This window comes from Amycolatopsis heterodermiae (assembly GCF_034929455.1).
Taxonomy (GTDB): Bacteria; Actinomycetota; Actinomycetes; order Mycobacteriales; family Pseudonocardiaceae; genus Amycolatopsis; species Amycolatopsis heterodermiae.
Genome location: NZ_JAYFSI010000002.1, coordinates 827,419 through 851,650, shown reverse-complemented (window position 1 = coordinate 851,650; position 24,232 = coordinate 827,419). Strand labels below are relative to the sequence as shown.

The following is a 24,232-nucleotide window of genomic DNA, read 5'->3' as shown; positions in this document are numbered from 1 at the left end:
AGTCCTCCTAGTAGGACCGGGGCAGCCCGAGGCTGTGCTGCGCGACGAAGTTGAGGATCATTTCGCGGTTCACCGGGGCGATCCGCAGCAAGCGGGCCAGCCCCCAGTACGGCAGCAGCCCGAAGTCCGCCGAGACGCCGTTGCCGCCGTGGGTCTGGATCGCGGCGTCGACGGCGGCCAGCGCGGCCTCCGCGGCGGCGTACTTGGCCATGTTCGACGCCTCCCCCGCGGGCTGGCCGGCGTCGTGCAGCGCGGCGGCCCGGTGCGTCATCAGGGCGGCCAGCTCGGTTTCGATCTTGGCCTTGGCGAGCGGGTGCGAGACGCCCTGGTGGACGCCGATCGGCTGGTCCCACACGGTCCGCTCGCGGGCGTAGCGAGCGGCGACGTCGAGGGCGTACCGCGCGATGCCGACGCAGAGCGCCGCGCCGGTGATGCGTTCGGGGTTGAGGCCGTGGAAGACCTGCCGGAAGCCCGCGCCCTCGTCGCCGACGAGCGCCGACGCGGGCAGGCGGACGCCGTCGAAGTGCAGCGTGAACTGCTTCTCCGGGAGCATGACGTCCACCGGCAGGGGCGTCACCGTGAGGCCGGGGGCGTCGACCGGGACCAGGAACAGGGACAACTGGGCGGTGCCGCCGGGGTCGCGGCCGGTGCGGGCGACGAGCAGCAGCGCGTCGGCGGTGTCGACGCCGGAGATGTAGTACTTCTCGCCGTCGACGATCCAGTCGTCGCCGTCGCGGCGGGCGGTGGTGGCCAGCTTGTGGGTGTTGGAGCCGGCGTCGGGCTCGGTGATGGCGAAGACGACCTTCGTCCGGCCGCTCGCGATGCCGGGCAGCCATTCCTTGCGCTGCTCGGGCGTGCCGAACTCGCTGATCACCTCGGCGGAGATGGCTTCGGTGACGAGCAGCAGCAGGATCGGCGCGCCCTTCGCGGCGCTCTCCTCGATCACGATGGTCAGCTCGGCCAGGCCGCGGCCGCCCCCGCCGTACTCCTCGGGGATGTTGACGCCGATGAACCCGGCGTCGCCGAGCGCGTGCCACAGCTCGGTGCACTCACGGCCTTCACGCGCGTGTTCGACGTAGTACCGGCCTCCGAACGGGGCGGCGATCGCGCCGACCGCGGCCCGGAGGTCGCGGGCCTCGTCGCTCTCGAACACGTCCACGCCGACGCTCCTTAGTGATTTCATATTCACTTATAGCGCACCGTAGCGCCCGTCTGCGAGGATGACAAGATGACGGCACCCTCCTCGACCACCCGCCGCCGGCGCGACCCCGACCGGCGGGAGCGGATCCTGACCGCCGCGGCCGAACTGACCTCGCGGCGCGGGTTCCACGCGATCGGCATGGCCGACATCGGCGCGGAGGCGGGCATCGTCGGCTCGGGCGTCTACCGGCACTTCGAGAACAAGGACGCGATCCTGGTCGCGCTGCTCGACCGCGTGATGGACCGGCTGCAGGACGGCGCCGCCGCGATCCTCGCCGACGCACCCGGCGACCGGGCCGCGTTGTCCGGCCTGATCAGGGATCACGTCCGGGTCGCCATCGAGGACCGCACCGTGCTGGCGGTCTACCACCGCGAAGTCCACAACCTGCCCGAGGAGGACCGGCGGCGGCTGCGCCGGCTGCAGCGGCACTACCTCGAGGACTGGGTGCACGTGCTCGCCCCGCTGCGCCCCGACCTGGCCGACGGCGAGCTGCGCCTGGCCGTGCACGCGGCGATCGGCGCGGTGCAGTCGACGTTGTTCTTCCGCAGCGGCCTCGCCCCGGACAGGCTCGCGGCCCTGCTCGACGAGATGGCCCACGCCTGCCTCGGCGTCACGCCGACACCACCCGCCTCAGTGAATGGCGAATAACTTTCTCTTGATTTGGTGACCTGGCTCACGGCATGCTGATCGTCGTCGGCGACGGCGAAGGAGCCCGGCATGACCACGACCAGTGAGAGCGCCACGCAGGCGGCCATCGACGTCGAGACGCTGCGCGGCCGCCGCGCGGTGCACCGCTGGGAGCGCACGTCGATCGGCGACGTCTTCGAACGGCTCACCTGGAGCCGCCCGGACCAGGTCGCGCTCGAGGGCGTCTGCGGCGAAGAGCAGTTCGCCTCCATGACCTACCGGCAGGCCGACCAGGCCGCCAACCGGCTCGCCCACGCACTCGCCGCCGCGGGACTCGCGCCCGGCGACCGGGTGCTGCTGTTCTGCGAGAACACCGTCGAGGCGTTCCTGGCCAAGATCGGGATCGCCAAGGCGGGCATGGTCGCCGTCCCGCTGAACCCCGGTCTCGCCCCGGACGTCCTCGACCACCTCGTGCGGCAGACCGAACCCCGGCTGGCGATCGTCGACGCCGAACTCTGGCCGCGGCTGGAGGGCGTCCCGGGGGTGCGGGTCGGCGCCACCGTCACGGTCGGCGGCGGGCCGGTCGCGGGCTCGCCGTCGTTCGGCGGGTTCCTCGACGGGCAGCCGGACACCGAACCGGACGTCGAGATCCACGGCGACGACATCTTCCAGCTGCTGTTCACCTCCGGCACCACCGCGATGCCGAAGGGCGTGATGCTCTCGCACAGCTACGCGCACCTGGCCGGGCTGAACTTCGCGCTGTCGCTGACCCGCGGCCTGCGCCACGAGACCGACCTGCGCGTCTGCACGTTCTTGCCGATGATCTACCACGTCGGCGACGCGCTGTTCACGTACTCGACGTTCTTCGCCGGCGGCACGCTGATCCTGGGCCGCCGCCCGGTGCCCGGCCCGGTCGCGGAGTCGCTGGCGCGGTCGCGGGCCACCGCCGTCTGGGCGGGGTCACCGCAGTTCGTCACGGCGCTGTCCGACGAGATCGACGCTCGTGGCGACCTCGACCTGACTTCCTTGACGACGCTCGTCTACGGCTGGGGCGTCCTCTCCCCCGACGTGCTGCGGCGGCTGGAAGCCCGGACCGCGCCCGGGTTCGTCACGGTCGGCATCTTCGGGCAGACGGAAGCCATCGCGTGCCACCGGTTCTGGCCGTCGGCCTGGCCGGAGGTGCACGCGCGCACCGCGCCCGCGCTGAACTACGTCGGCGTCCCGAGCGGGCTGCTCGCCTCCGACGTCGTCGACGAGCTGGGCGAGCCGGTCCGCGGCGTCCCGGGCGAGGCCGTCTACCGCTCCCCGGTGATGACGGCGGGCTACTACCGCGACGCGGAGGCAACCCGCGAGGCCTTCCGCGGCGGCTGGTTCCACTCCGGCGACTCGGCCGTGGTGGACGACGACGGCCTGCGCGTGATGGTCGACCGCTACAAGGACATCGTGAAGACGGGCGGCGAGAACGTCTCGAGCATGCGCGTCGAGGCGGTGCTGGGCCAGCACCCGGCGGTCCTGCGGTCGGCGGTGATCGGGCTGCCGCACGAACGCTGGGGCGAGGCGGTGACGGCGGTGGTCGTCACCCGCACCCCGGCGTCCGAAGCCGAGCTGATCGCCTTCTGCCGCGAACGCCTGGCGGGTTACGAAAGCCCGAAGCGCATCGTCTTCGCTGAAACCCTCCCGGAAACGGTGGGCGGCAAGATCCTCAAGTACAAACTCCGCACCCAGCACTCCGCACTCTACGACGGGTCGTGAGTGCGTAACAGTGTTCTAACACTGTTACGCACTCACGACCACTTGCACCGAGGGCTAGCCGAGGGTCCAGCGCTGCAGGGCCGTCCCGGTGTCGGGCTGCTGCGTCACCGCCGCGCCGTCCACTGTGGACGCTGTGGTCAGGACCAGGCCGCTGTGTTGCGCCTTGAGAGTGCCGCCCGGGCCGAGCAGCCAGCGTTGGTTGGCGCCGCCCGTGCACGTCCACTGGATCACCTTCGCGCCCGCCGACGGAGAGCCGTCGGCGACGTCCAGGCAGAGACCCGACTCCGCGTTCGTGATGCGGTAGCTGCCGTCGGCCTGGTGCGTGAAGACCCACTTCTGGTTGGTGCCGCCGTTCGGCGTCCACGTCACCAGGGCCGTGCCCGCGGTCGTCGAGTGCGCCGGGACGTCCAGGGCCTTGCCGGACGCGGTCACCGTGTGCGTCCCGTCCACAGTGGACGCCGTGAAGGTCAGCGTCTGCTCCGCCGCGGTCCGGTTTCCGCCGGTCCAGGCACGGAACGGCGTGGTGTCGGCCACGCCGGAAAGGCTGAGCGCCAGCCCGCTGTACCGGTTGACCAGCCGGAACCCGCCGCCCTGGGCCGGGACGGCGAACCACTGCTGCCCCACGGACGATCCCGCCGTCACGACCGGTTTCGTGCCCCAGGCACGGTTCGCGGGTGACGTCGGCACGCCGAGCGCCTGGCCGGTGGCGGCGTTGGTGACCCGGTAGGCGCCGTCCCCGGTCGCGGTGAACGTCCACGCGGCGAGGTCCGAAGCACCGGTCGTCGACGTCGTCGCGGAGCTGCCCGAAACCTGGGCCAGGACACGGCCGGCGCCGCTGCCGATGCGGTAGGTCTTCGCCGGGTCGACCGGCGACGCCGCGGGAGTGCCGGTGACCGTGATGTTCGCGTACTCACCGTCCGAGGACGCGCAGGCGATCGAGCAGTACGACCGGAACGTCTTGCCGACGATCGTGGAACTCGTCTTGTTCGCGTTGTCGGTGAACCACCGGTACCAGGAGCCGGACTTGTACGCCCCGGAGTCGCCGATCAGGCGCCACTTCTGCGTGGCCAGGTCGTCGGTGACGTAGAACTTCTGCGGCGCGGTGCCGGTGACCACCTCGGGCTCGCCGATGTAGAGGCCGAGGTGCGCGTCGTAGGCGATGTTCATGACGAACAGGTCCGACTTCGGCGGCAGCTGCCCAGCGGCGACCTGCTGGTCGACGTTGCCGGTGTTCGCCGGGTCGTAGTCGTCGGCCGGCGGGGTGTACCCCGAAGCGTTGGTCCCGGTCGGCACCATGTTGCTTTCCTGGCCGCCGACACCCGGCTGCGTCCACTGGCCGTCGTACCACTTCTGCCACGAGCCGGTCGCCATCTTCGCCGACATCGGCGAGCGGGCGACGTGCGCGAGCCCCACCATGCTTCCGCCCGCGCCGGCCTTCGGGACGATCCGCGAGCCGTAGTAGACGTAGAAGTAGCCCGACACCGGGTCGGCGAACAGCCGCGGGTCGCCGTCGCCGTAGTCGAAGGTCTGGTTCGGGAACGCCGTCGTGTCGCCGCGCTTCGTGCTGTACGGCGAGGTGATGGCGTGGCCCTTGATGCTCCAGGTGTGGCCCTGGTCGGTCGAGACGGCCCAGTCGATCGCGTCGTAGTGCGAGAACGAGTACGCGCCGAACGGCTCGGGCGTGAACTCGTTGTGCACCAGGCCGTACCAGGCGCCGGTGTCCGGGTCGACCCAGGTGCCGACGAGGTCGCAGAAGTTCTTCTGCGTGTAGCCCGACCCGGCCGGCGGATCGGTCGCCTCCTTGCCGGTCGGGCTCGTGTTGCAGCGCCAGGTCGTGTCGTTGTTCCTGTCGCGGGAGTCGGCCGGGTTCACGGCGTTGCTCAGCGCGCTCGACTTGGTGGCCGAGTCGAAGTCGGCGCCCGTGTAGAACTCCCACTCGCGCGGGCCGTCCGCGCCGTAGAGGGCGGCGGACTGCTGGAAGTAGAACGTGCCGTCCTTGTCGATGAAGGCTCCGGCCGGCGTGTCGGTCGGGTACGCGTACGTCCCGGTGGACCCGACAGACACGGTGTAGGCGGCGGCCGGCGGGGCAGCCGCGAGCCCCGCGACGAGCGCCGCGGCAGCGAGCGAAGCACTGAGCGATGACATGACCACGGTCGTCTCCTCGGGGACCTGAGCGAGCGATCGAACAATATCGAACAGCTTCTGTGTCGTTTTCTGATCTGTCAAGAGCCGTTGTGAGCATGTTTGCTCATTTGACCGTGCCTTACGATCGGGACGTGAGCGACAACGCGGCCCGTGGCCTGCCCGACCTGTCCGGCACGGTCACCTGCGTCACCGGCGCGTCCGGCACGATCGGCCGCGGGATCGCGCGGCGGTTCGCCGAAGCCGGCAGCGCGGTGGCCGTGCACCACCGGCGTCCCGGCGCGGCCGACGACCTGGTGGCCGCGCTCGGCGACCGGGCCCGCGCGTTCACCGCCGATCTGACCGACGACGCCGCCTGCCACGCGATGCTCGAAGCCGTCTCGGAGTGGGGCGGCCGGCTCGACGCGCTCGTCAACAACGCCGGCGTGCAGCCGGTGGAAGCGCTCGACAAGCTCTCCGTCGAGCGGTGGCGGGCGATGCTGGACGCCACCCTCACGAGCGCGTTCTCCTGCACCCAGGCGGCGGCCCGGTTGATGGGCGACGGCGGGAGCGTCACGCACATCGCGTCGATCGAGGCGAAGCAGCCCGCGCCCGGGCACGTCCACTACAGCGCGGCCAAGGCGGCGCTGGTGATGCACGCGCGGGGCGCGGCGCTGGAGTACGGGCCGCGCGGGATCCGCGTCAACACCGTGTCGCCCGGGCTGATCGACCGCCCGGGCATGGACTGGCCCGAAGGCGTCGAGCGCTGGCGGCGCGCCGCACCACTGGAACGACTGGGCACACCGGAGGACGTCGCGAACGCGTGCGTCTTCCTCGCTTCGCCGCTGGCTTCCTGGATCACCGGCCACGACCTCGTCGTCGACGGCGGCGTCTCGGTCCACCCGACTTGGTGACACGGTCACGCCGTTACCCTGGGTGACAGCCACGCGAAAGAACCTCATGATCCACTCCGTGGGAAATCCAGCTATATTCGAAAAAACGCATGGTTGATCTTCCTTAGCAGCCACTCCGATCACTGTCTGTATCCGGGGGTGCCTGGCGCGCGAAGATCATCGCGGTACGTTTCGCAGCGTTCCTGCGGGCCCCGACGACGCGGCTCGCGCCACCCCCAGGCAGCACGCGCCCGTCCGGCGCGCGCTGCTTCGCCGTGCCGAAAGGAAGTTCCTTGACCGCCACGACGTTGACGCAGGTGCTCCGTGACACCCGCCCGGGCACCGGGACCACCCGGCTGATCGTGCGCTGGGACCGCGAAACGGGCTGGGCGCACCTGGCCATCGCCGTTCCGGGCACCGAGCAGGCCCGCTTCGCGGGTTTCCACCGGTTCACCCGCGGTACCGCCGAAGCCGTCGCCGCCGAGCTGGCGGCGGCCGGGTGCGTGTCCGCTCCCCCGCTGCACGTGGACGACACGCTGTCCGAGATCGAAGCCGTGCTGAGGCACCCGGAGGTGGCCCCCGATGCGGCTCGATGACCTGTACCTCAACGGGATCGGCTGCGACGTCGGCGCGCTGATCCCGGTCTCGGCGCCGATCGCGGCCGGGGAGTTCACCCACGACGACGCCGCCCGCACCGGGCAGCTGTCCACCGCGGTCGCCGAGCGGCCGGGCCCGGAGCTGGCCGTCCGGGCCGGCCGCCAGGCGCTTCAGCAGGCGCGGGCCACCACGGGCGAGCCGGTGTGGCCGTCGCTGTGCCTGCACGCCGGGATCTACCACTCCGGCATCGACTTCTGGCACGCCGCGTCGTACGTCCGCGACCAGCTGGGGGTCGGCGCCGGGCCGGGCCTGACGCTCGAGCTGGGCGCGATGAGCAACAGCCTGGTCGCCGGGATCGACCTCGCGGCCAGCGTGCTGCGCGGCCGCCCGGACCACGACGCCGCGCTCATCACCGCGGGCGACCGGTTCGGCGCGCCCGGGTTCCCGCACTGGAGCACGGACATCGGGATCGTCTACGGCGACGCGGGCAGCGCCGTGGTGCTGACCCGCCGGCCGGGCCTGGCCCGGATCCGGGCGATCGCGTCGTACACCGACCCGTCGCTGGAAGGCCTGCAGCGCGGGGACGAACCGTTCCGGCAGGCGAGCGTCGCCGCCCACCGCGGCATCGACATCCGCCGCCGCAAGCGCCAGTGGCTCAGCCGCCAGGGCGGCCCGGCGCACGTCGCCACCCGCAACGGCGACGCCGTCACCACGGTCGTCAAGACAGCGCTTTCCGACGCCGGGGTCGACCTGCCGGAGATCACGAAGATCTGCGCGCCGCACTACGGCAGGCGGCTGGTGGAGACGCAGATCCTCCGTCCACTCGGGATCACCGAGGACCGCACGATGACGGAGTTCGGGCTGCGGGTCGGGCACCTGGGCGCGAGCGACCAGGTCGTGGCGCTCGAGCACCTGCTGGCCAGCGGCGAGGCCGGTCCGGGCGACACGGTGCTGCTGCTGGGCATCGGCGTCGGCATGACGTGGACGGCGGTCGTGCTCGAACTCGCGTAGACCGGATGGGGTGGCCCAGGCCACCCCATCCGGGGCGAGCCCGGCGCCGAATCCCGGGAAACCGCTTCACGAAGGGACCTGCCCGTGCCGCGACGGACGTGGTCGAGCCGCCTGCTCGACGTCTCCGCAGTGCTGGTACCCGGCATCGGCCGGGTCCGCGCGCAGAAGGAACCGTTCGCCCGGTCGTGGGCCTCGGCCAACCGCCTGGCGCTCGCGTCCGGCCGGCCGCTGTGGGTGGCGCTGGGCGACTCGATGACCCAGGGCATCGGCGCGCACGACGTCGACGGCGGCTGGGTCCCGCGCCTGAACGCCCGCCTCGGCCGGCCGTTCGCGGTCCTCAACCTGTCGGCGTCGGGGGCCCGCATCCAGGACGTGCTCGACGCCCAGCTGCCGCACCTGCCCGAGGCGCCCACCCTGGTCACGGTGCTGGTGGGCGCGAACGACATGCTCACCCCGTCCCGCCGCCGCGACGTCCCCGCCCGGTTCGCGACGCTCCTGGAGCGCCTCCCGCCGGGACGCTCGGTGGTCGCGACCCTGCCGCAGGGCAACGCCGAGGCCCGCGCGGTCAACGCACTGCTCGACGAGGCGGGCGCTCACGGCCGCATCGAGGTGGCCGACATGCGCGGCCCGGCCCTGGGCCCGCTGCGTGGCAGCCTCGCCAGCGACTGGTTCCACCCCAACGACGTGGGCTACGAGAGCATCGCGGGGATCTTCGAGGGTCCGGTCCGCGCCTGCTTGGCGAGGCGGGCCCGCGACTGACCCAAGCTGGGGCGCGTCACGTGAGCGCGCGGGCGATTTCCGCGGCCACCAGGGCCATCGTGGTGCGGGCCCGCTCCGGGTCCTCCGTCAGGAAGTAGTGGTCTGCCCCCGGCGTCCGGTCGTGCAGCACCTCGACGCCCGCCGCGCGAAGGCGGGAGACGTAGCTCTCGCCGTCGGCGCGCAGGGCGTCCCGTTCGGCGGTCAGGACCACCGCGCGCGGCAGCCCGGTGAGATCGTCGGCCAGCAACGGCGACGCGTACGGGTGCCGCCGCGTCGCCGGGTCCGGGAAGTACACCCGGCGGACCAGATCGCGCAGCCCCGGCGAGATCATCCCGCCCGCCGCCGGGTCCGGGTCGGTGGCGAGGTCCAGCGCGGGCACACCCAGCACCTGCAGCCGCGGCCGCCACCCGCCCGCGTCACGCGCCTGCAGGCAGACCGCCGCCGCGAGCCCGCCGCCGGACGAGAACCCGCCGACGGCCACCCGGTCCGCGGCGATCCGGGACGCGACGTCGAAGCACTGGTGCTGCGCCACCGGGAACGCGACGTACGGTCCGCAGCGGTAATCGACGTTATACACCGTCACCCCGGCCGTGGCCGCGACGTACCGGCACCACCAGTCGTCCATCGCCGGGTAGCGCATCAGCCAGGCACCGCCGTGGAAGTGCACGTACGCGCCACCGGAATCCGCGGCCGGACGGTAGACGTGCACCCGCACCGGGCCGTGCCGGGTCGGGACCCGCACCACCGAGGGTGCCGGGAGGTCGGTGCCGGCGAAGCGCAGGTTGTCGCCGTAGCGCACGGTCCACCGCGCGGTGCCGTGCATGACCATCGCCGCGAGCCGGTCGCGAAGCCTCATACCCGGGGTTCGGAGCCGGCGCCGCGGCGGACGGGATCAGATCTTGGAGAAGTCCGTGTAGTGGTTTCGTCGTGCAGACACCGAGCGCGGCGGCCACTGCGGTGACGGTAATCCGCTTCGTGAGCGTCAGGCAGGCACGGAACCTCAGCCCAGACCGGCGTCGTGGACGAGGATCGCCACCTGGGTGCGGTTCGCCGCCTCGAGCTTCGCCATGATGTGTCCGATGTGGACCTTCACGGTCGACTCGCTGACCACCAGGGCCTTGGCGATCTCGCCGTTGCTCAGGCCGCGGCCGATCTGCACCGCGACGTCGTGCTCGCGCGGGGTCAGCGCGGCCAGCCTGCCCCGCGCCTGCTCCCGCGCCCCGCCGGTCGCGAAGTCCGTCAGCAGCCGCTTGGTGATCTTCGGCGACAGCATCGCCTCGCCGCGGGCCGCCACCCGCACCGCCGTGACCAGCTCGCGCGGCGGGGTGTCCTTGAGCAGGAACCCGGCCGCGCCGTGGCGCAGCGCGGCGTAGACGTACTCGTCGACGTCGAACGTCGTCAGCACGACCACCGCGGGCGCCGCCGGGTGCCCGGCCAGCCGGCGGACCACCTCGATGCCGTCGACCTTGGGCATCTGGACGTCGGTGAGCACGACGTCGGGGCGGTACCGGTCGGTCAGCTCGACCGCCCGCACGCCGTTGGTGTCCTCCGCGACGACCTCGACGTCCCCCGCCGACTCGAGGATCATCCGGATGCCGCTGCGGACCAGCTCCTCGTCCTCCAGCAGCACGACCTTGACCGTCACTTCGCCTCCTGTACCGGGAACACCGGGAATTCGGCCAGCACGCGGAACCGGCCGTCGCCGGTCGGACCGGTCCGCAGGTCGCCGCCGGCCAGTTCGACGCGCTCGCGCATGCCCACCAGGCCGTAGCCGGACCCCGGGACGCCGGTGTGGCGCGGGGTGAGCCGGTTGGTCACCTCGACCGCGAGCCGGTCGCCGTCGGTGGCCAGCCGGACGTCGACGGCGGCGTGCGGCGCGTGCTTCCCCGCGTTGGTCAGGGATTCCTGCACGACGCGGTAGGCGGCGCGCCCGACCTGGTCCGGCACGGCGGGCAGCGGGTCCGGCAGCTTCAGCTCGACCCGGGCGCCGGTCGCGGTGACCTCTTCGACCAGGTCCTCGAGCGACGCGAGCAGCCCGGCGCCGGGGCTCGCCGCGTCCGGGGCGTCGTCGCGCAGCACCTGCAGGATGCCCCGCAGCTCCTCCAGGGCGGTGGCGCTGACGGCGCGGATCGTCTCGGCGGCCTGCTCGGTCCGCTCGTCCGGCGCCCGCAGCGACAGGGCACCGGCCTGCAGCGCCACGGCCGTCACCCGGTGGGCGACGACGTCGTGCATCTCGCGCGCGATCCGCCGCCGCTCGGCGAACACGGCCTGGTCGGCGAGCAGGGTCCTGGTGCGCTCGGCCTCGTCGGCACGTTCCCGCAGCACGGCGAGCAGCGCGGCGCGCTGGTGCATCCAGAGCCCGGCGAGCACCGGGCCGACGGCGAACATCCCCAGCACCAGCACGATGGTCAGCAGGTCCGCCGGCTCCCGGACCACGTCCAGGACGCGGCCGGCGAGCACGGTGACGACCATCGCGACCCCGGTCAGGACGCTGACACCGTGGCGGGCCGCGACCGAGTACAGGGCGATGGTCAGCGGAATCAGCGTCACCCCGGCGAAGAGGCAGCCGACCCCGACGAGCAGCACCAGGAACGGCCATCGGCGGCGGGCGAGCAGCACGAGGGCGGAGAAGATCACCGCCGGGACGTAGAGCGCGGGGTGCGGGTCGCGCGGGTCGCCGCCGGCCAGGGTGACGGCGATCACGGCCGCCACCACCGCGACGTCGAGGGCGAGCAGCGCGACCCGGCCGTCCCACCACGTGAGCCATCGCATCGCGCCCAGGCTATGCCGACGGCCCTCACCCGGCACGGCGGGCCAGGGTGAATCCGGTCGCCGCCAGTGCGACGGCGGTCAGGGCCGCGAAGACCACCGGCCCGGGCATGCTCAGCAGGGCCGTCCCGCTGAAGGGCAGCGCGGTCATCGGCACCTTCGCGAGCGCGGCCAGCGTCGTCTCCGCCACCAGCGTCCACACGGCGAACACCCCGATGGCGGCCGCGGTGTGCCGCAGCAGCCCCCCGAGCGCGACGCCGGCGAGTCCGGAAAGGACGGTCAGCAGCAGCACCGCCGAGACGGTCCTGCCCGCCGCCCCCGCGCCGGCGGGCAGGACCCCTCCCCCGGCCAGCACCCCGGCCGCGGCGAGCGCCACCATCAGCAGCCCGCCGAGCAGCCCGAGGCCGCCGGTGACCAGAGCCCGCGCGGCGACGATCCGCGCGGGCGACCGCAGCACGAGCCGCGTGGTGGCGAGCGTCCCGTGCTGGTGGTCGAGCCCGAACGCGGCAACCCCGACCGCGGCGACGAGCAACGCCCCCAGCCGCGCGACCAGCCCGAACGACGAGGTGAACGCGTCGAGGTCGCCGAGATCGCGCTTGAGCCCCCAGTACAGGCCGGACACGAACTCCAGCACCCCGGCGGCGAGCAGCAGCAGCCAGGTCGACCGCAACGAACGGGCGCGGATCCATTCGTAAGCCAAGGCGTTCTTCACAACAGCTCCCCTCGGTGCAGGTCTGCGGGACGAAGCGGCACTTTCACGTGAAAGTGCCGCCGCTTCGCGGGACTCACGACGGCTCACCTCGGTGCCGCACCGCGGCGGCGGTCGCGGCGAGGAAGGCGTCCTCCAAACCACTCCGGCGGACGAACAGTTCCCGCACCCCCACCCCCGCCCGGGCGGCCACCGCGGCCACCCGCTCGGTGTCGGCGGTGTCCACCGCCAGCTCCCCGTCAGCCTCCTGCCGCACCCGCAGGCCGTCCCGGGTCAGCGCGACCATCAGCGCCGGTGCGCCGCCCGTCCGCACCACGACGTCCGCCTGCGCGTGCCGGGCGACGAACTCGTCCAGCGGGCCCGCCGAGACCAGGCGGCCGTCGCCGATGACGATCAGGTCCTCCGCCAGCAAGGACATCTCCGCCAGCAGGTGGGACGACGCGAAGACCGTGCGGCCCTCACCGGCCAGGCGGCGCAGCAGGTCGCGGATCCAGCGCACACCCTCGGGGTCCAGGCCGTTGGCCGGCTCGTCGAGGATCAGGTACTCCGGGTCGCCCAGCAACGCCGTCGCCAGGCCCAGCCGCTGCTTCATGCCCAGGCTGAAACGCCCAGCGGGCCGGCCCGCGACGGACTCCAGCCCGACCGTGGCCAGCACCTCGCGGACGCGCCGGGCGGGCAGCCCGCCACCCGCGGCGACCATCCGCAGGTGCGCGGCGGCGGTGCGCGCCGGGTGGATCGCGCCCGCGTCGGTGAGCACGCCCGCCGCGCGCAGCGGGTCCGCGACCTGGGCGTACGTGCGGCCGCCGAACGTCGTGCGGCCCGCGCCGCGCTCCAGGCCGAGCATGAGCCGGATGGTCGTCGACTTCCCTGCGCCGTTCGGGCCCAGGAACCCCGTCACGACGCCCGGGCGCACGGTGAACGACAGGTCCTCGACGCCGGCACCGCCGCGGTAGTGCCGGGTCAGCCCCTCCGCGACGATCATCGCCGCACCGGCTCACCCGCGTCGCGGCGGCCGAAGGCGAACCACAGCAGGCTGCCCAGGAACGGCGCGCAGAACGCGAAGACCACCCACACGAGCTTCATGCCCCCGGTCAGGCGCGAGCCGAGGATGCTGAAGAGGGCGGACACGAACAGCACGACGAAGGCCAGCAGGACCGCGCCGGTCAGGCCGAGCGCGAGCCACGACCACGTCGTCGCGTGGTCACCGGCGGCGGCGAGCGAGCTCATCGGGGTTCTCCTCACGGGATCTTGGCTGAGGACTCCACGATCGCCGCGCGGGCGTCCCGGCACATCGGATCTTCGGCCCGGCCGGGATAAGCGGAAAGTACTAGCCCGTGTCAACCCGCAGATAGTGTTGGGAATTCACCAAGCACGAGCCCTACGGAAGTCGGCTCCGGCGGCGTGTGTCCGCGGGGTAAATTTCCCCAAGCGCGCGCAAATCCGGCAAATCCCCGTCCCCCACGAGGAGTCTTCCGATGTCCAGGAAGTTCGCCCTGACCGGCGCTGTCGCGCTCGCGATCGCCCTCACCCCGCTCGCCGCGGGCACCGCGACCGCCGCTCCGGCGTCCACCCAGCAGGAAGCCGCCGTCACCACGGTGTACTACAGCACGTCGGGCGCCCCGTCGTTCCGTTCGCAGATCAACCAGGGTGCCGCGAACTGGAACAGCAGCGTGACCAACGTCCGGCTGGTCGAGCGGTCCTCCGGCGCCAGCCTGCGCTACGTCGAGGGCAACGACCCCCGCGGCTCGTACGCCCAGACCAACGGCCACGGCAGCGGCACCATCTTCATCGACTACACCCAGGCCCAGCAGTACTACCCGGTCCGGATCACCGCGCACGAGACCGGCCACGCCCTCGGCCTGCCGGACCACTACTCGGGCCCGTGCTCCGAGCTGATGTCCGGCGGCGGCCCCGGCACGTCCTGCCGCGTCGCGGTCCCGAACTCGGCCGAGCGCTCCCGGGTGAACTCCCTGTGGGCCAACGGCTTCGCCGCGAACAACGCGCCGGAGCAGCGGATCTACGAGGACGGCACGGTCCTCACGTTCTGACCGGCACCACCGGACGGCCCCCGCGGACCTCGTCCCCGGGGGCCGTTCAACGTGCGCGAACGGCGCGCGTGATCAACGATCGAGACGTGAAGACACCGCAGCCCCACGTGCTCGTCCTGTTCGGAGCCACCGGTGACCTCGCGCGCCGGAAGCTGTTCCCCGGGTTGTTCCGCCTCTACACCGCGAAGATGCTGCCCGAAGGGTTCGCGATCGTCGGGTCCGGGCGGCACTCGCCGGGCACCGACGACGAGTTCCGCGACCGCATCGGCGACGCCCTGCGCGACACCCTCGGCGACGACTTCGACGACAACGCCTGGCGCGAGTTCGCCGGGAGCCTGTCGTTCCGCACCTCGTCGGCCGACGACGGCGACGAGCTCGCCCGGCACGTCCGTGACCAGCGCGAAAGCCTCGGCGACGACGCCCGGACCCTGCTCTACCTCTCGGTGCCGCCCGGCGCGATGACCGGCATGGTCGGCATGCTCGGCGAGACCGGACTGGCCGACGGCGCCCGCCTGGTGCTCGAGAAGCCGTTCGGCAGCGACCTCGAGTCGTCGCGCGAGCTGAACGCCGCCCTGCACGAGGTGTTCGCCGAGGAGCAGATCTTCCGGATCGACCACTTCCTCGGCAAGGAGGCGGTGCAGAACATTCTCGTGTTCCGCTTCGCCAACGGCCTGGTCGAGTCGCTCTGGAACCACGACCACATCGCCTACGTCCAGATCGACATCCCCGAGACGATCGGCATCGAAGGCCGGGCCGCCTTCATGGAGTCGACCGGCACGTTCCGCGACATGGTCTCGACCCACCTGCTCCAGGTGCTGGGCTTCCTCGCGATGGAGCCGCCGCCGGAGATCAGCGCCGAGTGGCTGCGCGCCGAGAAGCACAAGCTCTACCGCAGCCTCCGGCCGCTCGACCCGGAGAAGGTCGTGTTCGGCCAGTACGAGGGCTACCGCGGCGAAGAGGGCGTCGACGACGCTTCGGACGTCGAGACGTTCGTCGCGCTGGAGGCCCGGATCGACAACTGGCGCTGGCAGGGCGTGCCGTTCTACCTGCGCACCGGCAAGGCGCTGGCCCAGACCCGCCGCACCGTGACCATCGGGCTGCAGGAGCCGCCGCTGGCCATGTTCACCGGCGAAGACGACCTCGGCGGCGGCAACGAGCTCGTCTTCGAGCTCACCGAGCAGCCGCAGCTCACGCTGGAGCTGCGGGCGAAGCGGCCCGGCGCGGACCTGTCGGTCGGCAAGGCCGCGCTGACCCTCGACACCGCCGGCATCTTCGACGGCGTCGAGCCGCTCGAGGCCTACCAGAAGCTGCTGCTGGACGTCATGCGCGGCGACCACACGCTGTTCAGCAGCGCCGCGGAGATCGAACGGCTCTGGGAGGTCTGCGAGCCCGTCCTGGAAGCGCCGCCGAAGGTCCTGCCCTACGCGAAGGGGTCGTGGGGTCCCGAGGCGGCGCTGCGCCTGCCCGGCGAACGCGGCTGGCGGGTCCCGGAGTGACCTACCTGCCGATCGCCGAGCACGGCCTGGTCGGCGACCTGCGCACCGCGGCGCTCGTCGGCACGGACGGCCGGATCAGCTGGTTCTGCGCGCCGCGGTTCGACTCGCCGAGCGTCTTCGGGGCGCTGGTGGACGCCGAGGCCGGCGGTGACTGGGAGCTGGCGCCGGTGTGCGAGGTCACCGCGCGCCACCAGTTCTACTTCCCGGACACGAACATCCTCATCACCCGGTTCCTCACCGAGGACGGCATCGTCGAGCTGCAGGACTTCATGCCGATCCTGCGCCCGCACGACGACGAGCACCGGCAACGGCTGGTGCGGCGCGTGGTCAACATCCGCGGGCACGTCCGGATGCGCACCCGGGTGCGCCCGCGCTTCGACTACGGCCGCGATACACCCGGCGTGTCCGAAAAGGATGGCCGGATCACGTTCCGGGGCAAGGAACTCCGGCTCTGCCTCGACTCGTCGGTCACGTTGGACACCAGCGGCGAGGACGCCTCGGCCGAGTTCGACGTCACCGCGGGCGACACCGAGCTGTTCGTCCTGGAGGTGCTCGAGGACGACACCGACCGGCCGCCCGCCGACGCGCAGGACCTGTTCGACGCGACCGTCGGGTTCTGGCGCGACTGGCTCTCCCGCTCGTCCTACACCGGCCGGTGGCGCGAGATGGTGCATCGCTCGGCGTTGACGCTGAAGCTGCTCACGCACGAGCCGAGCGGCGCGATCGTCGCCGCGCCCACCCTCGGGCTGCCGGAGCGGATCGGCGGGGAACGCAACTGGGACTACCGGCACGTCTGGCTGCGCGACGCCGGGTTCTCGCTGTACGCGTTGCTGCGCCTGGGGTTCACCGACGAGGCCGAGGCGTTCGTCGGCTGGCTGACCGACCGCGTCTCCGACGACCGCGACGGCGACCTCGGCCCCCTGCGCGTGATGTACTCCATCGACGGCGACGCCGACCTCACCGAGCACGACCTGGACCATCTCGAGGGCTACCGCGGCTCCCGCCCGGTGCGGATCGGCAACGGCGCGGCCGAGCAGCTGCAGCTGGACGTCTACGGCGAGGTCATCGACTCGATCTACCTGTTCGACAAGTACGGCAAGGGCATCTCGCACGCCAGCTGGGCGAGCCTGTGCACGATGCTGGACTGGCTGCTGGAGAACTGGGACCGGCCCGACCACGGGATCTGGGAAACCCGGTCGGGGCAGCGGAACCACACGTTCTCCCGGCTGATGAGCTGGGTCGCGGTCGAGCGGATGGTCCGGGTGGCGCGCCGCCGCGGCCTGCCCGCCGACCTGACGCGCTGGACGTCCGTGCGCGACGAGATCTACGGTCAGATCCAGGAGCAGGGCTGGAACGAGGAGATCGGCGCGTTCGTCCAGCACTGCGAGCCCGGACCCGGCACCGCGCTCGACGCGTCGCTGCTGCTGATGCCGATGGTGAAGTTCTGCTCCCCCACCGACCCCCGCTTCCTGTCCACTGTGGAACGCATCGGTGAAGAGCTGGTGCTGGACAGCCTGGTGTTCCGCTACGACCCGGAGGAGGCCCCCGACGGCCTCGACGGCTCGGAGGGCACGTTCTCGCTCTGCTCGTTCTGGTGGGTGGAGGCGCTCACCCGCGCCGGCCGCACCGACGACGCGCGGCTGGCGCTGGAGAAGATGTTCACCTACGCCAACCACGTCGGGCTCTACGCCGAGCAGATCGGCCTCACCGGCGAGCAGCTGGGCAACTTCCCGCAGGCGTTCACCCACCTGTCCCTGATCAGCGCGGCACTGAACCTGGATCGCGCCCTGGACGGCTAAATTCGGGCGACCCGACGCGACCCGAGCACTACAGTGGGCCGATGGTTTCGGTCAAACAGGTCCAGGTCACCTTCGACTGCGCGGAACCCGAGCGGGTCGCCCGGTTCTGGTGCGAGGTGCTGGGCTACGTCGTCCCGCCGCCACCGCCGGGGTTCGCGTCCTGGGAGGACTACGACCACTCGCTGCCGCTCGAGCAGCAGGGTTCGGCGTTCGCCTGCGTCGATCCCACCGGTGCCGGGCCGCGGCTGTACTTCCAGCGCGTGCCCGAGGGCCGGGTCGTCAAGAACCGGGTGCACCTCGACGTGCGCGCCGGCACCGGGCTCGTCGGGGAAGAGCGCCTCGCCGCGCTGATGGCCGAGCGCGACCGCCTGGTCGCGCTCGGCGCGGTCTGCGTGCAGGTCCTGTACGCCGACGAACACAACGAGTCGTGCATCCCGATGCAGGACGTCGAGGGCAACGAGTTCTGCCTCGACTGACGCCGGCTACCAGGGGTTGTTGAAGCCGTCGCCGTCGTCGTCGGGCTCGGCCCGGTGACGGCGGCCGCGGCGTGGCTCCGCCGGCGCCGTCGACGGCCCGGTCCCCGGCATCGGGGCGAACGGGGACGCCGCCCCCGCGCCCGGCTCACCCGCGAAGCCCTCCGGCTCGAAGCTCTGCGGGCCCCCGGCGTCGCGGACGCCCCAGCCGGACTTGGTCTTGCGGTTGGCCATCTCCCGCACGTGCTGGACGTACCGCTCGGCCGCCTGCACCTGCTTGGTCATGTACTCCTGGGACTTGGCCTTGATCTCCTCGCCCTGCTGCTCGCGCAGCGCCCGGCGTTCGGCCTGCTCGCGGACGAGGCCGTCGAGGCCGGCCTTCATGCCCGCCATGTCGTCGCTCATGCGTCCTCCTCAGCCCGGGCTCACCACCGGCGGGGGGCCGGTGGCTCCTCGTCGTCCAGCGACCCGACGATCCGGCCGGTGGGTTCGGCCATCGGCTCGAAGACCGCGCCCTCGATCCGGTACGCGCGGTTCGACCGCTCCTGGTCCCCGCCGCCCTGGCCGCCGCCGCCCATGCCACCCATCGGCATGCCGCCGCCCATCGACTGACCGGGCTGGCCGTTCGCACCGACCGAAGCCATCGGCGCGAACGCGGGCGCCGCCGTCTGCGACATCCCGGCGCCGACGCCACTGTGGACGCCCTCGGACAGCGACGGCGTCTCGCCGAGCGAGCCGCTCACCGCGCCGACGCCACCACCACCGCCGCCACCGACGTCGAGACCGGCCGTGGACAGCGCGTGGGCCCCGCCCCCGCCGCCGCCCGACGCACCGACCCCGTCGAGCGTGCCGCTGTGCTTGGGCAGGTCGTCGGTCTTGATCCCGGGGGTGTCGCCGAGGGGGTGCGACGCCGTGTCGCCCCGGAGCGCGTCGTCCAGGTGCTTCTTCGCGTCGTCCGTCAGGCTGCCGGGCGACGTGTCGTCCTCGCCGAGGGTGTAGGTCGTCGGCTTGCCGGTGCCGTCGTCGACGGTCACGACCGTCGGGCCGTTCGGGCCGTCGGGCCGCTCGGCGGTGATCTTGACGTCGCCGTCCTGGATGTGGATCTTGCCGTCCGCGCCGGGGTGGTAGACGCCGTCGGCGTCCGGCTTCCCCGGGTCGTCCGAGCCCGCGACGCCGAGGTCGGTCTTCGCGGCGTCACCGTCGGGCCAGTCGAGCTTGAAGTCCTTCGCCGGGCCGTCGCCTTCGCCGACCTTGATGTCCATCTTGCCGTCGGCGTCCGGCTCGGTCATCTCGAAGGTCTTGTCACCCTGCTTGACCTTCAGGTGGTCGAGCTTCTCGTCGAGGTCGGGCTTGCCGTCGCCGTCCTTGTCGACGGCGGCGTCGGGCTTGCCGTCGCCGTCCTTGTCGATGGCGGCGTCGGGCTTGCCGTCACCGTCCTTGTCGACGCCGGTGTCCGGCTTGCCGTCGCCGTCGGTGTCGAGCAGGCCCTCACCGGAGTCGGTCTTGATGCCCTCGCCGCCGAGCTTGTCCAGCGCGTCGGACGCCTGCTTCTTGGCGTCCTCCGCGGCCTTTTCGGCGGCCGCCTTGCCGTCCGCGGCCGGGTCGGAACCGGACCCGGAATCCGAGCCGGAGCCCGATCCCGAGTCGCCGCCACCGCCACTGCCGCCGCCACCGAGGGCGCCCGCGCCCTCACCGGAGTCGGTCTTGATGCCCTCACCGCTGAACTGGCTCAGCGCGTCGGCGGCCTTCTTCTTCGCCGCTTCCGCCGCCGCGGCGGCCGCGTCCTGGCCACCACCGGCTCCCGAGCCCGAACCGGCCCCGGACGGCGACGTGTCGCTGCCGCCACCGGCACCACCGCCGGTGTCGCTGCCACCGCCACCGCCGCCGAGCGCGCCCGCGCCCTCACCGGAGTCGGTCTTGATGCCCTCACCGCTGAACTGGCTCAGCGCGTCGGCGGCCTTCTTCTTCGCGGCCTCCGCCGCCGCAGCCGCCGCGGCCTGACCGTCCGAAGAAGACGGCGGCGTCGAGGACGACGGCGACGTGTCGTCGCCACCGCCCGAGCCCCCGCCACCGGACGTGTCCGGAATGGACGGCATCGGCCCGCCACCACCGGAACCCGAGCCGGATCCGGAACCACTGCCCGAGCCCGAACCGGAACCACCGGGGATGTCCGGGATCTGCGGCGGGTTGCCGCCGCCACCGGAACCGGAGCCCGAGCCGTCACCGCCACCCGCGCCGCCGCCGGAAGCACCGGACGGCGTGTCGAAGTCGGGGATCGGCGGCGGGTTGCCGCCACCGCCGGACCCGGAGCCCGAACCCGAACCGCCGGACCCCGAACCGGACCCCGAGCCACTGCCGGAACCGGACCCGCCGGAACCCGAGCCGCTGCCCGAACCCGAACCCGAACCGCCGCCGTAACCGCCGTTGCCCGAGCCCGAACCACTGCCGGAACCCGAGCCCGAGCCGCCACCGGACCCGCCGGAACCGGAACCCGGACCGCCAGGCCCGCCGGTGCCGGCACCGGCGCCCTCGAACTCGTTCTTGACCTTGCCCATGACCTTGTCCAGCTCGTCGTAGGCCTGGTCGACGAGGTCCTTGGTGTCCTTGCAGGTCTTGGCGAAGCCCTGGTAGAGCCGGTCCCACATGTCGGGGTTGAACTGGTTCTGGATCCACTGCTTGGCCAGGTCCTGGCCGTGCTTCTTGATCTCGTCGCCGTCGCAGCAGCCCTGGTCGTTGAGCGTCTTGACCAGGTTGGTGCCGAAGTTGGCGTCCATCCAGCCCGCGATCTGGGCCAGGTCCTGCTCGTTGCCGTGCTCGCCGCTGGCGACCGCGATGACCTTCTGCGCCATCGTGTAGTCGGCCTTGCCGACCAGGTCGGTGTACATCCCGATGACGGCGTCGGCCTTGCCCTTGCACAGCTGGAAGACCGTGGTGGCGGTGCTGAGCGTCGCCTCGCCCGCGTTGCCGAGGGTCTGGGCCAGCTTGTTCGCCTTGGGCAGGATCTTGTCGTTGTAGTTGTCCGACGACGCGTCGGCGCCGGCGCCGGTCCAGCTCTTGTACAGGCTGGAGAGCTCGGTGCCGGTGTTCTCCACCGTCTTGTCCACTGTGGTCGAGCCGGTCTTGAAGTGGGCGGCGTCCTCGACGAAGTTCTGGAAGCTGATGCCGCGCTGCTCGTCGAACGGCTTGCGGATGTCCTTGTCGAGGTCGAGCGCGCGGGTGTTGCCGCGGCAGTCGTCCGGGACCTTCGCCAGCAGCGACCCGAACGTCTCGAACAGCTTGAGCGCGGGAGCGGCGGCGTCGAAGATCTCGTCGGACGTCTTCGTGCCGGTGCTGCCGGTGCTGCCGCCCGAGTCGTCCGCGGCCGGCGGCTTGGTGTCGTCGAGCTTCTTCTTGCCGTCGTCGACGGCCTTCTTCTCCTGGTCCTCGTTGTAGCTGGCCTGGTCGCCCGCCTTCTTGGCGGTGTCGTAGGCCTCGTCGAGCGGGACGCCGGAGAAGAGCGGGTTCGCGTTGTAGGCGGTGGCGAGCTTCTCGGCTTCCTGCCGCTTCGCCTTGATGTCGTCCGGTTCCTGGTCGGCCAGGAACGGCGGGGGCGGCGGGTTCTCCCGCATCCAGCTGCTGATCAGCACGGTCTTCGTCTGGGCGGGCACGCTCGGGTCGTCGAGCACCGCCTTGACCTCGGTCCAGGTCTTGGCCATTACAGATCAGCCCCCGCGGTGGTGATCGCGCCCGCCTGGTTGTCCTCGTTCGCGCTGTAGGTGCTGCCCGCGGTGCCGAGGTTCGTGCCGAACGAGCCCAGCGTGCTGCTGTAGCCGCTGACCGCGGCCCAGAGCGCCTGCACCCCGGCGGTGTACTTCGTCGCGTGCGCGCCGTGGGCCTGTCCGAAACCCGCCGCGTCGACGGGTGTGCTCGACAGGTCCGGGTTGTCGTCCAGCAGCTGTTCCGAAAGCTGGCCGATGTTCTTGGACGCCGACGACAACGCTTCGGTTGTCGCCGTGTACCCCCCGCTCATCTCAGAGCCTCTCGTCAGATCCGCCGGTCGCGCCCGCGAGCGCTTCCTCTAGCACTTCGGCCACCGAACCCACGTCGGTGAACCGGTCGAGCTGGTCCAGGTCGATCGTCACCCGGAAGTAGACCTCCAGCGCCGCCAGCAGCTTGATCCGGCCCTTGGAGTCGATGCCCAGCTCCTCGAGGGGAGCGTCGGGCTCGACGCCGGCGGGGTCGAGCATGAAGGTCTCACTGACGACCTTCGTGACCTCGGCGCGGTGATCACCCACGAGAATCACCATAACGTGCCTTGGCGGCCGAACGGGCGACCTTGCCACTGGAAGTGCGCGGAAGTCCGCCGGAAGGGACCAGACGTACCGAACGCAGCGTGAGGTCGTGTTCGCGCGAGACGGCGCGGAGCACGGCCCTGGTGACGTCCTTGACGTCGATATCGTCGATGTCGGCGTCCCGCGCCCATTCGGCGACCACCACGGCGCCCTCACCGTCCGTGCCGGTCACGCCGAACGCGGCGACCCGGTCCCGGCGGACCGCGGGGTGCGCCTCCCCCGCCGCCGCTTCGATGTCCTGCGGGTGGAAGTTGCGGCCGTCGACGACGATGAGGTCCTTGATCCGGCCGGTGATGTAGAGCTCACCGCGGTGCACGACACCGAGGTCGCCGGTGCGCAGCCAGCCGCGGAGGCCGTCGAGGGTGGCGCCGAACGCGGCGCCGTCACCCCGGCCCCAGTAGCCGGTCGCGACGTTGGGGCCGTGCAGCCAGATCTCGCCGACCTCACCGTCGGGCCGCTCGAGCCCGTCGCGGACGATCCGCACCCGCTGCCCGACGGGCCGCCCGACCGAGACGAGTTCCTGCCCGCCTGTCACTTCCACGGCCCGGCCCTGCGCGAGCGCGTCCCGGTCGAACACCGCGCCCCGCGGCCCTTCGGGGCCCGCGCTCGCGACGTAGACGGTGGCTTCGGCCAGCCCGTAGGACGGGCAGTGGGCCTCGCGGCGGAACCCGCGCGAGCCGAAGGCCTCCTGGAACCGCTCGACCGTGCGGGGGCGGATCGGCTCGCTGCCGTTGAGCGCGACCCGGACGCCGGACAGGTCGAGGTCGTCGCCCGCCTCGGCGGCCGCGTCGGCGGCGAGGTCGAAGGCGAAGTTCGGGGCGGCGGTGAACACCGCGGGGTAGTCGTGCAGCTGGCGCAGCCAGCGCTGCGGCCGGTGCACGAACTCGGCGGGGGCCATGAACACCGACCGGCCGCCGGAGAAGACCGGCAGGCACAGCAGCTGGATCAGGCCCATGTCGTGGAAGAACGGGATCCAGCCGGCGCAGGTCGTGCCCTCGTCGACGGCGTAGGCCCGGCTGCCCTGCCAGCAGGCCGCGACGATCGCCCGGTGCGGGATCACTGCGCCGGCGGGCTCGCGCGTCGAGCCGGACGTGTACTGGAGGTAGGCGGGGGTTTCCGGGCCGACCGGCACCGGGTCGGCCCCCGGCCCGCTCACCTCGTCCACCACGACGAGGTGGTCGTGGTCCCCGGCTTCGCGCACCCGCTCGGCCGCGGCCGAGGACGTCAGCCACACGCGGGCCCCGCAGTCGGCCAGCACGCCGGTGAGCCGCTCCCGCTGGCCGCGGCTCGACGGCGCCATCAGCGGCACCGCGACCAGGCCGGCGGCGAGCGCGGCGAAGAACGCGAGCGGGTAGTTCAGGTCCTGCCCCACGAGCACGGCGACGCGCTCCCCCGGCTCGGCGACCCGGCGCAGCTCGCCGGTCACCACGCGCACCCGGGCGGCGAACTCGGCCCACGTCAGCGTGTGGTCCACGCCGGCGGTGTGGTCCTGGTGCGTGAACAGCGGCCGGTCTTCGGCCGCACGGGCGAAGAGGCACTCGATGATCGAGGTGCGCAGCACCTCTTCGGGCACGTTCACCGGCGGCGCGGGTGGACGGGAGGCATGAACGAAACCTACCGCGCGCCGCGGCCGGGCTAGGCTCGGG

General features: G+C 72.2%; 23 protein-coding genes. 10 read left to right on the top strand and 13 right to left on the bottom strand.

The genetic code is table 11. The features are described 5' to 3' along the window. Window positions 1-7 precede the first annotated feature (7 nt). Window positions 8-1,159, bottom strand: coding sequence for an acyl-CoA dehydrogenase family protein (locus VA596_RS14285; protein WP_323327096.1), 1,152 nt, complete (start codon window positions 1,157-1,159; stop codon window positions 8-10). A gap of 69 nt (window positions 1,160-1,228) precedes the next feature. On the opposite strand from VA596_RS14285, the gene VA596_RS14280 reads away from it, so the two are divergent. Both VA596_RS14280 and VA596_RS14275 read left to right on the top strand, forming a co-directional pair. Further along, complete coding sequence (locus VA596_RS14280) at window positions 1,229-1,849, top strand: TetR/AcrR family transcriptional regulator (protein ID WP_323327094.1); 621 nt, start codon at window positions 1,229-1,231, stop codon at window positions 1,847-1,849. A 69-nt stretch (window positions 1,850-1,918) separates the two neighbouring features. Continuing rightward, on the top strand, window positions 1,919-3,580 hold the full coding sequence (locus tag VA596_RS14275; RefSeq protein ID WP_323327092.1) for an AMP-binding protein: 1,662 nt from the start codon (window positions 1,919-1,921) through the stop codon (window positions 3,578-3,580). 54 nt (window positions 3,581-3,634) lie between these two features. Here VA596_RS14275 and VA596_RS14270 read toward each other — a convergent pair whose 3' ends face one another. Then, a complete protein-coding gene (locus VA596_RS14270) occupies window positions 3,635-5,725 on the bottom strand; it encodes an RICIN domain-containing protein (protein WP_323327090.1) in 2,091 nt (696 codons plus the stop codon). A gap of 131 nt (window positions 5,726-5,856) precedes the next feature. Between VA596_RS14270 and VA596_RS14265 the strand changes: the two genes are divergently transcribed. The 4 genes from VA596_RS14265 (at window position 5,857) to VA596_RS14250 (ending at window position 8,961) form a co-directional block, all read left to right on the top strand. Continuing rightward, the gene (locus tag VA596_RS14265) at window positions 5,857-6,615 is read left to right on the top strand and encodes an SDR family NAD(P)-dependent oxidoreductase (RefSeq protein WP_410171880.1); all 759 of its coding nucleotides are present in this window, start codon (window positions 5,857-5,859) and stop codon (window positions 6,613-6,615) included. 272 nt (window positions 6,616-6,887) lie between these two features. After that, window positions 6,888-7,190, top strand: coding sequence for a hypothetical protein (locus VA596_RS14260; RefSeq protein ID WP_323327089.1), 303 nt, complete (start codon window positions 6,888-6,890; stop codon window positions 7,188-7,190). After that, entirely contained in the window at window positions 7,177-8,202 is a 1,026-nt protein-coding gene (locus VA596_RS14255; protein ID WP_323327087.1) for a ketoacyl-ACP synthase III family protein, read from the top strand. The genes VA596_RS14260 and VA596_RS14255 overlap by 14 nt, the downstream gene beginning before the upstream one ends. 84 nt (window positions 8,203-8,286) lie before the next feature. Further along, window positions 8,287-8,961: an SGNH/GDSL hydrolase family protein gene (locus VA596_RS14250; protein ID WP_323327085.1), complete on the top strand. Its 675-nt coding sequence runs from the start codon at window positions 8,287-8,289 to the stop codon at window positions 8,959-8,961. Window positions 8,962-8,977: 16 nt separating this feature from the next. Here the strand turns inward: VA596_RS14250 and VA596_RS14245 are convergent, their stop codons facing one another. The 6 genes from VA596_RS14245 to VA596_RS14220 form a co-directional block, all read right to left on the bottom strand. Further along, the gene (locus tag VA596_RS14245; protein WP_323327083.1) at window positions 8,978-9,817 is read right to left on the bottom strand and encodes an alpha/beta hydrolase; all 840 of its coding nucleotides are present in this window, start codon (window positions 9,815-9,817) and stop codon (window positions 8,978-8,980) included. A gap of 144 nt (window positions 9,818-9,961) precedes the next feature. After that, on the bottom strand, window positions 9,962-10,606 hold the full coding sequence (locus tag VA596_RS14240) for a response regulator transcription factor (protein WP_323327081.1): 645 nt from the start codon (window positions 10,604-10,606) through the stop codon (window positions 9,962-9,964). Beyond that, complete coding sequence (locus VA596_RS14235) at window positions 10,603-11,733, bottom strand: sensor histidine kinase (protein ID WP_323327079.1); 1,131 nt, start codon at window positions 11,731-11,733, stop codon at window positions 10,603-10,605. Before VA596_RS14235 ends, VA596_RS14240 begins: the two co-directional genes overlap by 4 nt. A gap of 25 nt (window positions 11,734-11,758) precedes the next feature. Continuing rightward, entirely contained in the window at window positions 11,759-12,442 is a 684-nt protein-coding gene (locus VA596_RS14230; protein ID WP_323327077.1) for a hypothetical protein, read from the bottom strand. 73 nt (window positions 12,443-12,515) lie between these two features. Further along, on the bottom strand, window positions 12,516-13,421 hold the full coding sequence (locus VA596_RS14225; RefSeq protein WP_323327075.1) for an ATP-binding cassette domain-containing protein: 906 nt from the start codon (window positions 13,419-13,421) through the stop codon (window positions 12,516-12,518). After that, window positions 13,418-13,666 (bottom strand): PLD nuclease N-terminal domain-containing protein, encoded by a 249-nt coding sequence (locus tag VA596_RS14220; RefSeq protein ID WP_323327073.1) that lies wholly within the window; start codon window positions 13,664-13,666, stop codon window positions 13,418-13,420. The genes VA596_RS14225 and VA596_RS14220 overlap by 4 nt, the downstream gene beginning before the upstream one ends. Before the next feature lie 248 nt (window positions 13,667-13,914). On the opposite strand from VA596_RS14220, the gene VA596_RS14215 reads away from it, so the two are divergent. The 4 genes from VA596_RS14215 to VA596_RS14200 all read left to right on the top strand — a co-directional run bounded on the left by VA596_RS14215 (window position 13,915) and on the right by VA596_RS14200 (window position 18,258). Then, window positions 13,915-14,487: a snapalysin family zinc-dependent metalloprotease gene (locus VA596_RS14215; RefSeq protein WP_323327071.1), complete on the top strand. Its 573-nt coding sequence runs from the start codon at window positions 13,915-13,917 to the stop codon at window positions 14,485-14,487. An 86-nt stretch (window positions 14,488-14,573) separates the two neighbouring features. Next, entirely contained in the window at window positions 14,574-15,983 is a 1,410-nt protein-coding gene (zwf, locus tag VA596_RS14210; protein ID WP_323327069.1) for a glucose-6-phosphate dehydrogenase, read from the top strand. After that, window positions 15,980-17,782: a glycoside hydrolase family 15 protein gene (locus VA596_RS14205; protein WP_323327067.1), complete on the top strand. Its 1,803-nt coding sequence runs from the start codon at window positions 15,980-15,982 to the stop codon at window positions 17,780-17,782. Before zwf ends, VA596_RS14205 begins: the two co-directional genes overlap by 4 nt. A gap of 41 nt (window positions 17,783-17,823) precedes the next feature. Continuing rightward, entirely contained in the window at window positions 17,824-18,258 is a 435-nt protein-coding gene (locus tag VA596_RS14200; protein ID WP_323327065.1) for a VOC family protein, read from the top strand. 6 nt (window positions 18,259-18,264) lie between these two features. Here the strand turns inward: VA596_RS14200 and VA596_RS14195 are convergent, their stop codons facing one another. The 5 genes from VA596_RS14195 to VA596_RS14175 are packed head-to-tail and all read right to left on the bottom strand — an operon-like array spanning window position 18,265 to window position 24,165. After that, entirely contained in the window at window positions 18,265-18,660 is a 396-nt protein-coding gene (locus VA596_RS14195) for a hypothetical protein (RefSeq protein ID WP_323327063.1), read from the bottom strand. Window positions 18,661-18,680: 20 nt separating this feature from the next. Further along, window positions 18,681-21,950, bottom strand: coding sequence for a hypothetical protein (locus tag VA596_RS14190; RefSeq protein WP_323327061.1), 3,270 nt, complete (start codon window positions 21,948-21,950; stop codon window positions 18,681-18,683). Beyond that, window positions 21,950-22,264, bottom strand: coding sequence for a hypothetical protein (locus VA596_RS14185; RefSeq protein WP_323327059.1), 315 nt, complete (start codon window positions 22,262-22,264; stop codon window positions 21,950-21,952). Before VA596_RS14185 ends, VA596_RS14190 begins: the two co-directional genes overlap by 1 nt. A 1-nt stretch (window position 22,265) precedes the next feature. Next, complete coding sequence (locus tag VA596_RS14180; RefSeq protein ID WP_323327058.1) at window positions 22,266-22,529, bottom strand: acyl carrier protein; 264 nt, start codon at window positions 22,527-22,529, stop codon at window positions 22,266-22,268. Next, window positions 22,522-24,165, bottom strand: a complete 1,644-nt coding sequence (locus tag VA596_RS14175; protein ID WP_323327056.1) for a fatty acyl-AMP ligase — start codon at window positions 24,163-24,165, stop codon at window positions 22,522-22,524. The genes VA596_RS14180 and VA596_RS14175 overlap by 8 nt, the downstream gene beginning before the upstream one ends. Window positions 24,166-24,232 lie beyond the last annotated feature (67 nt).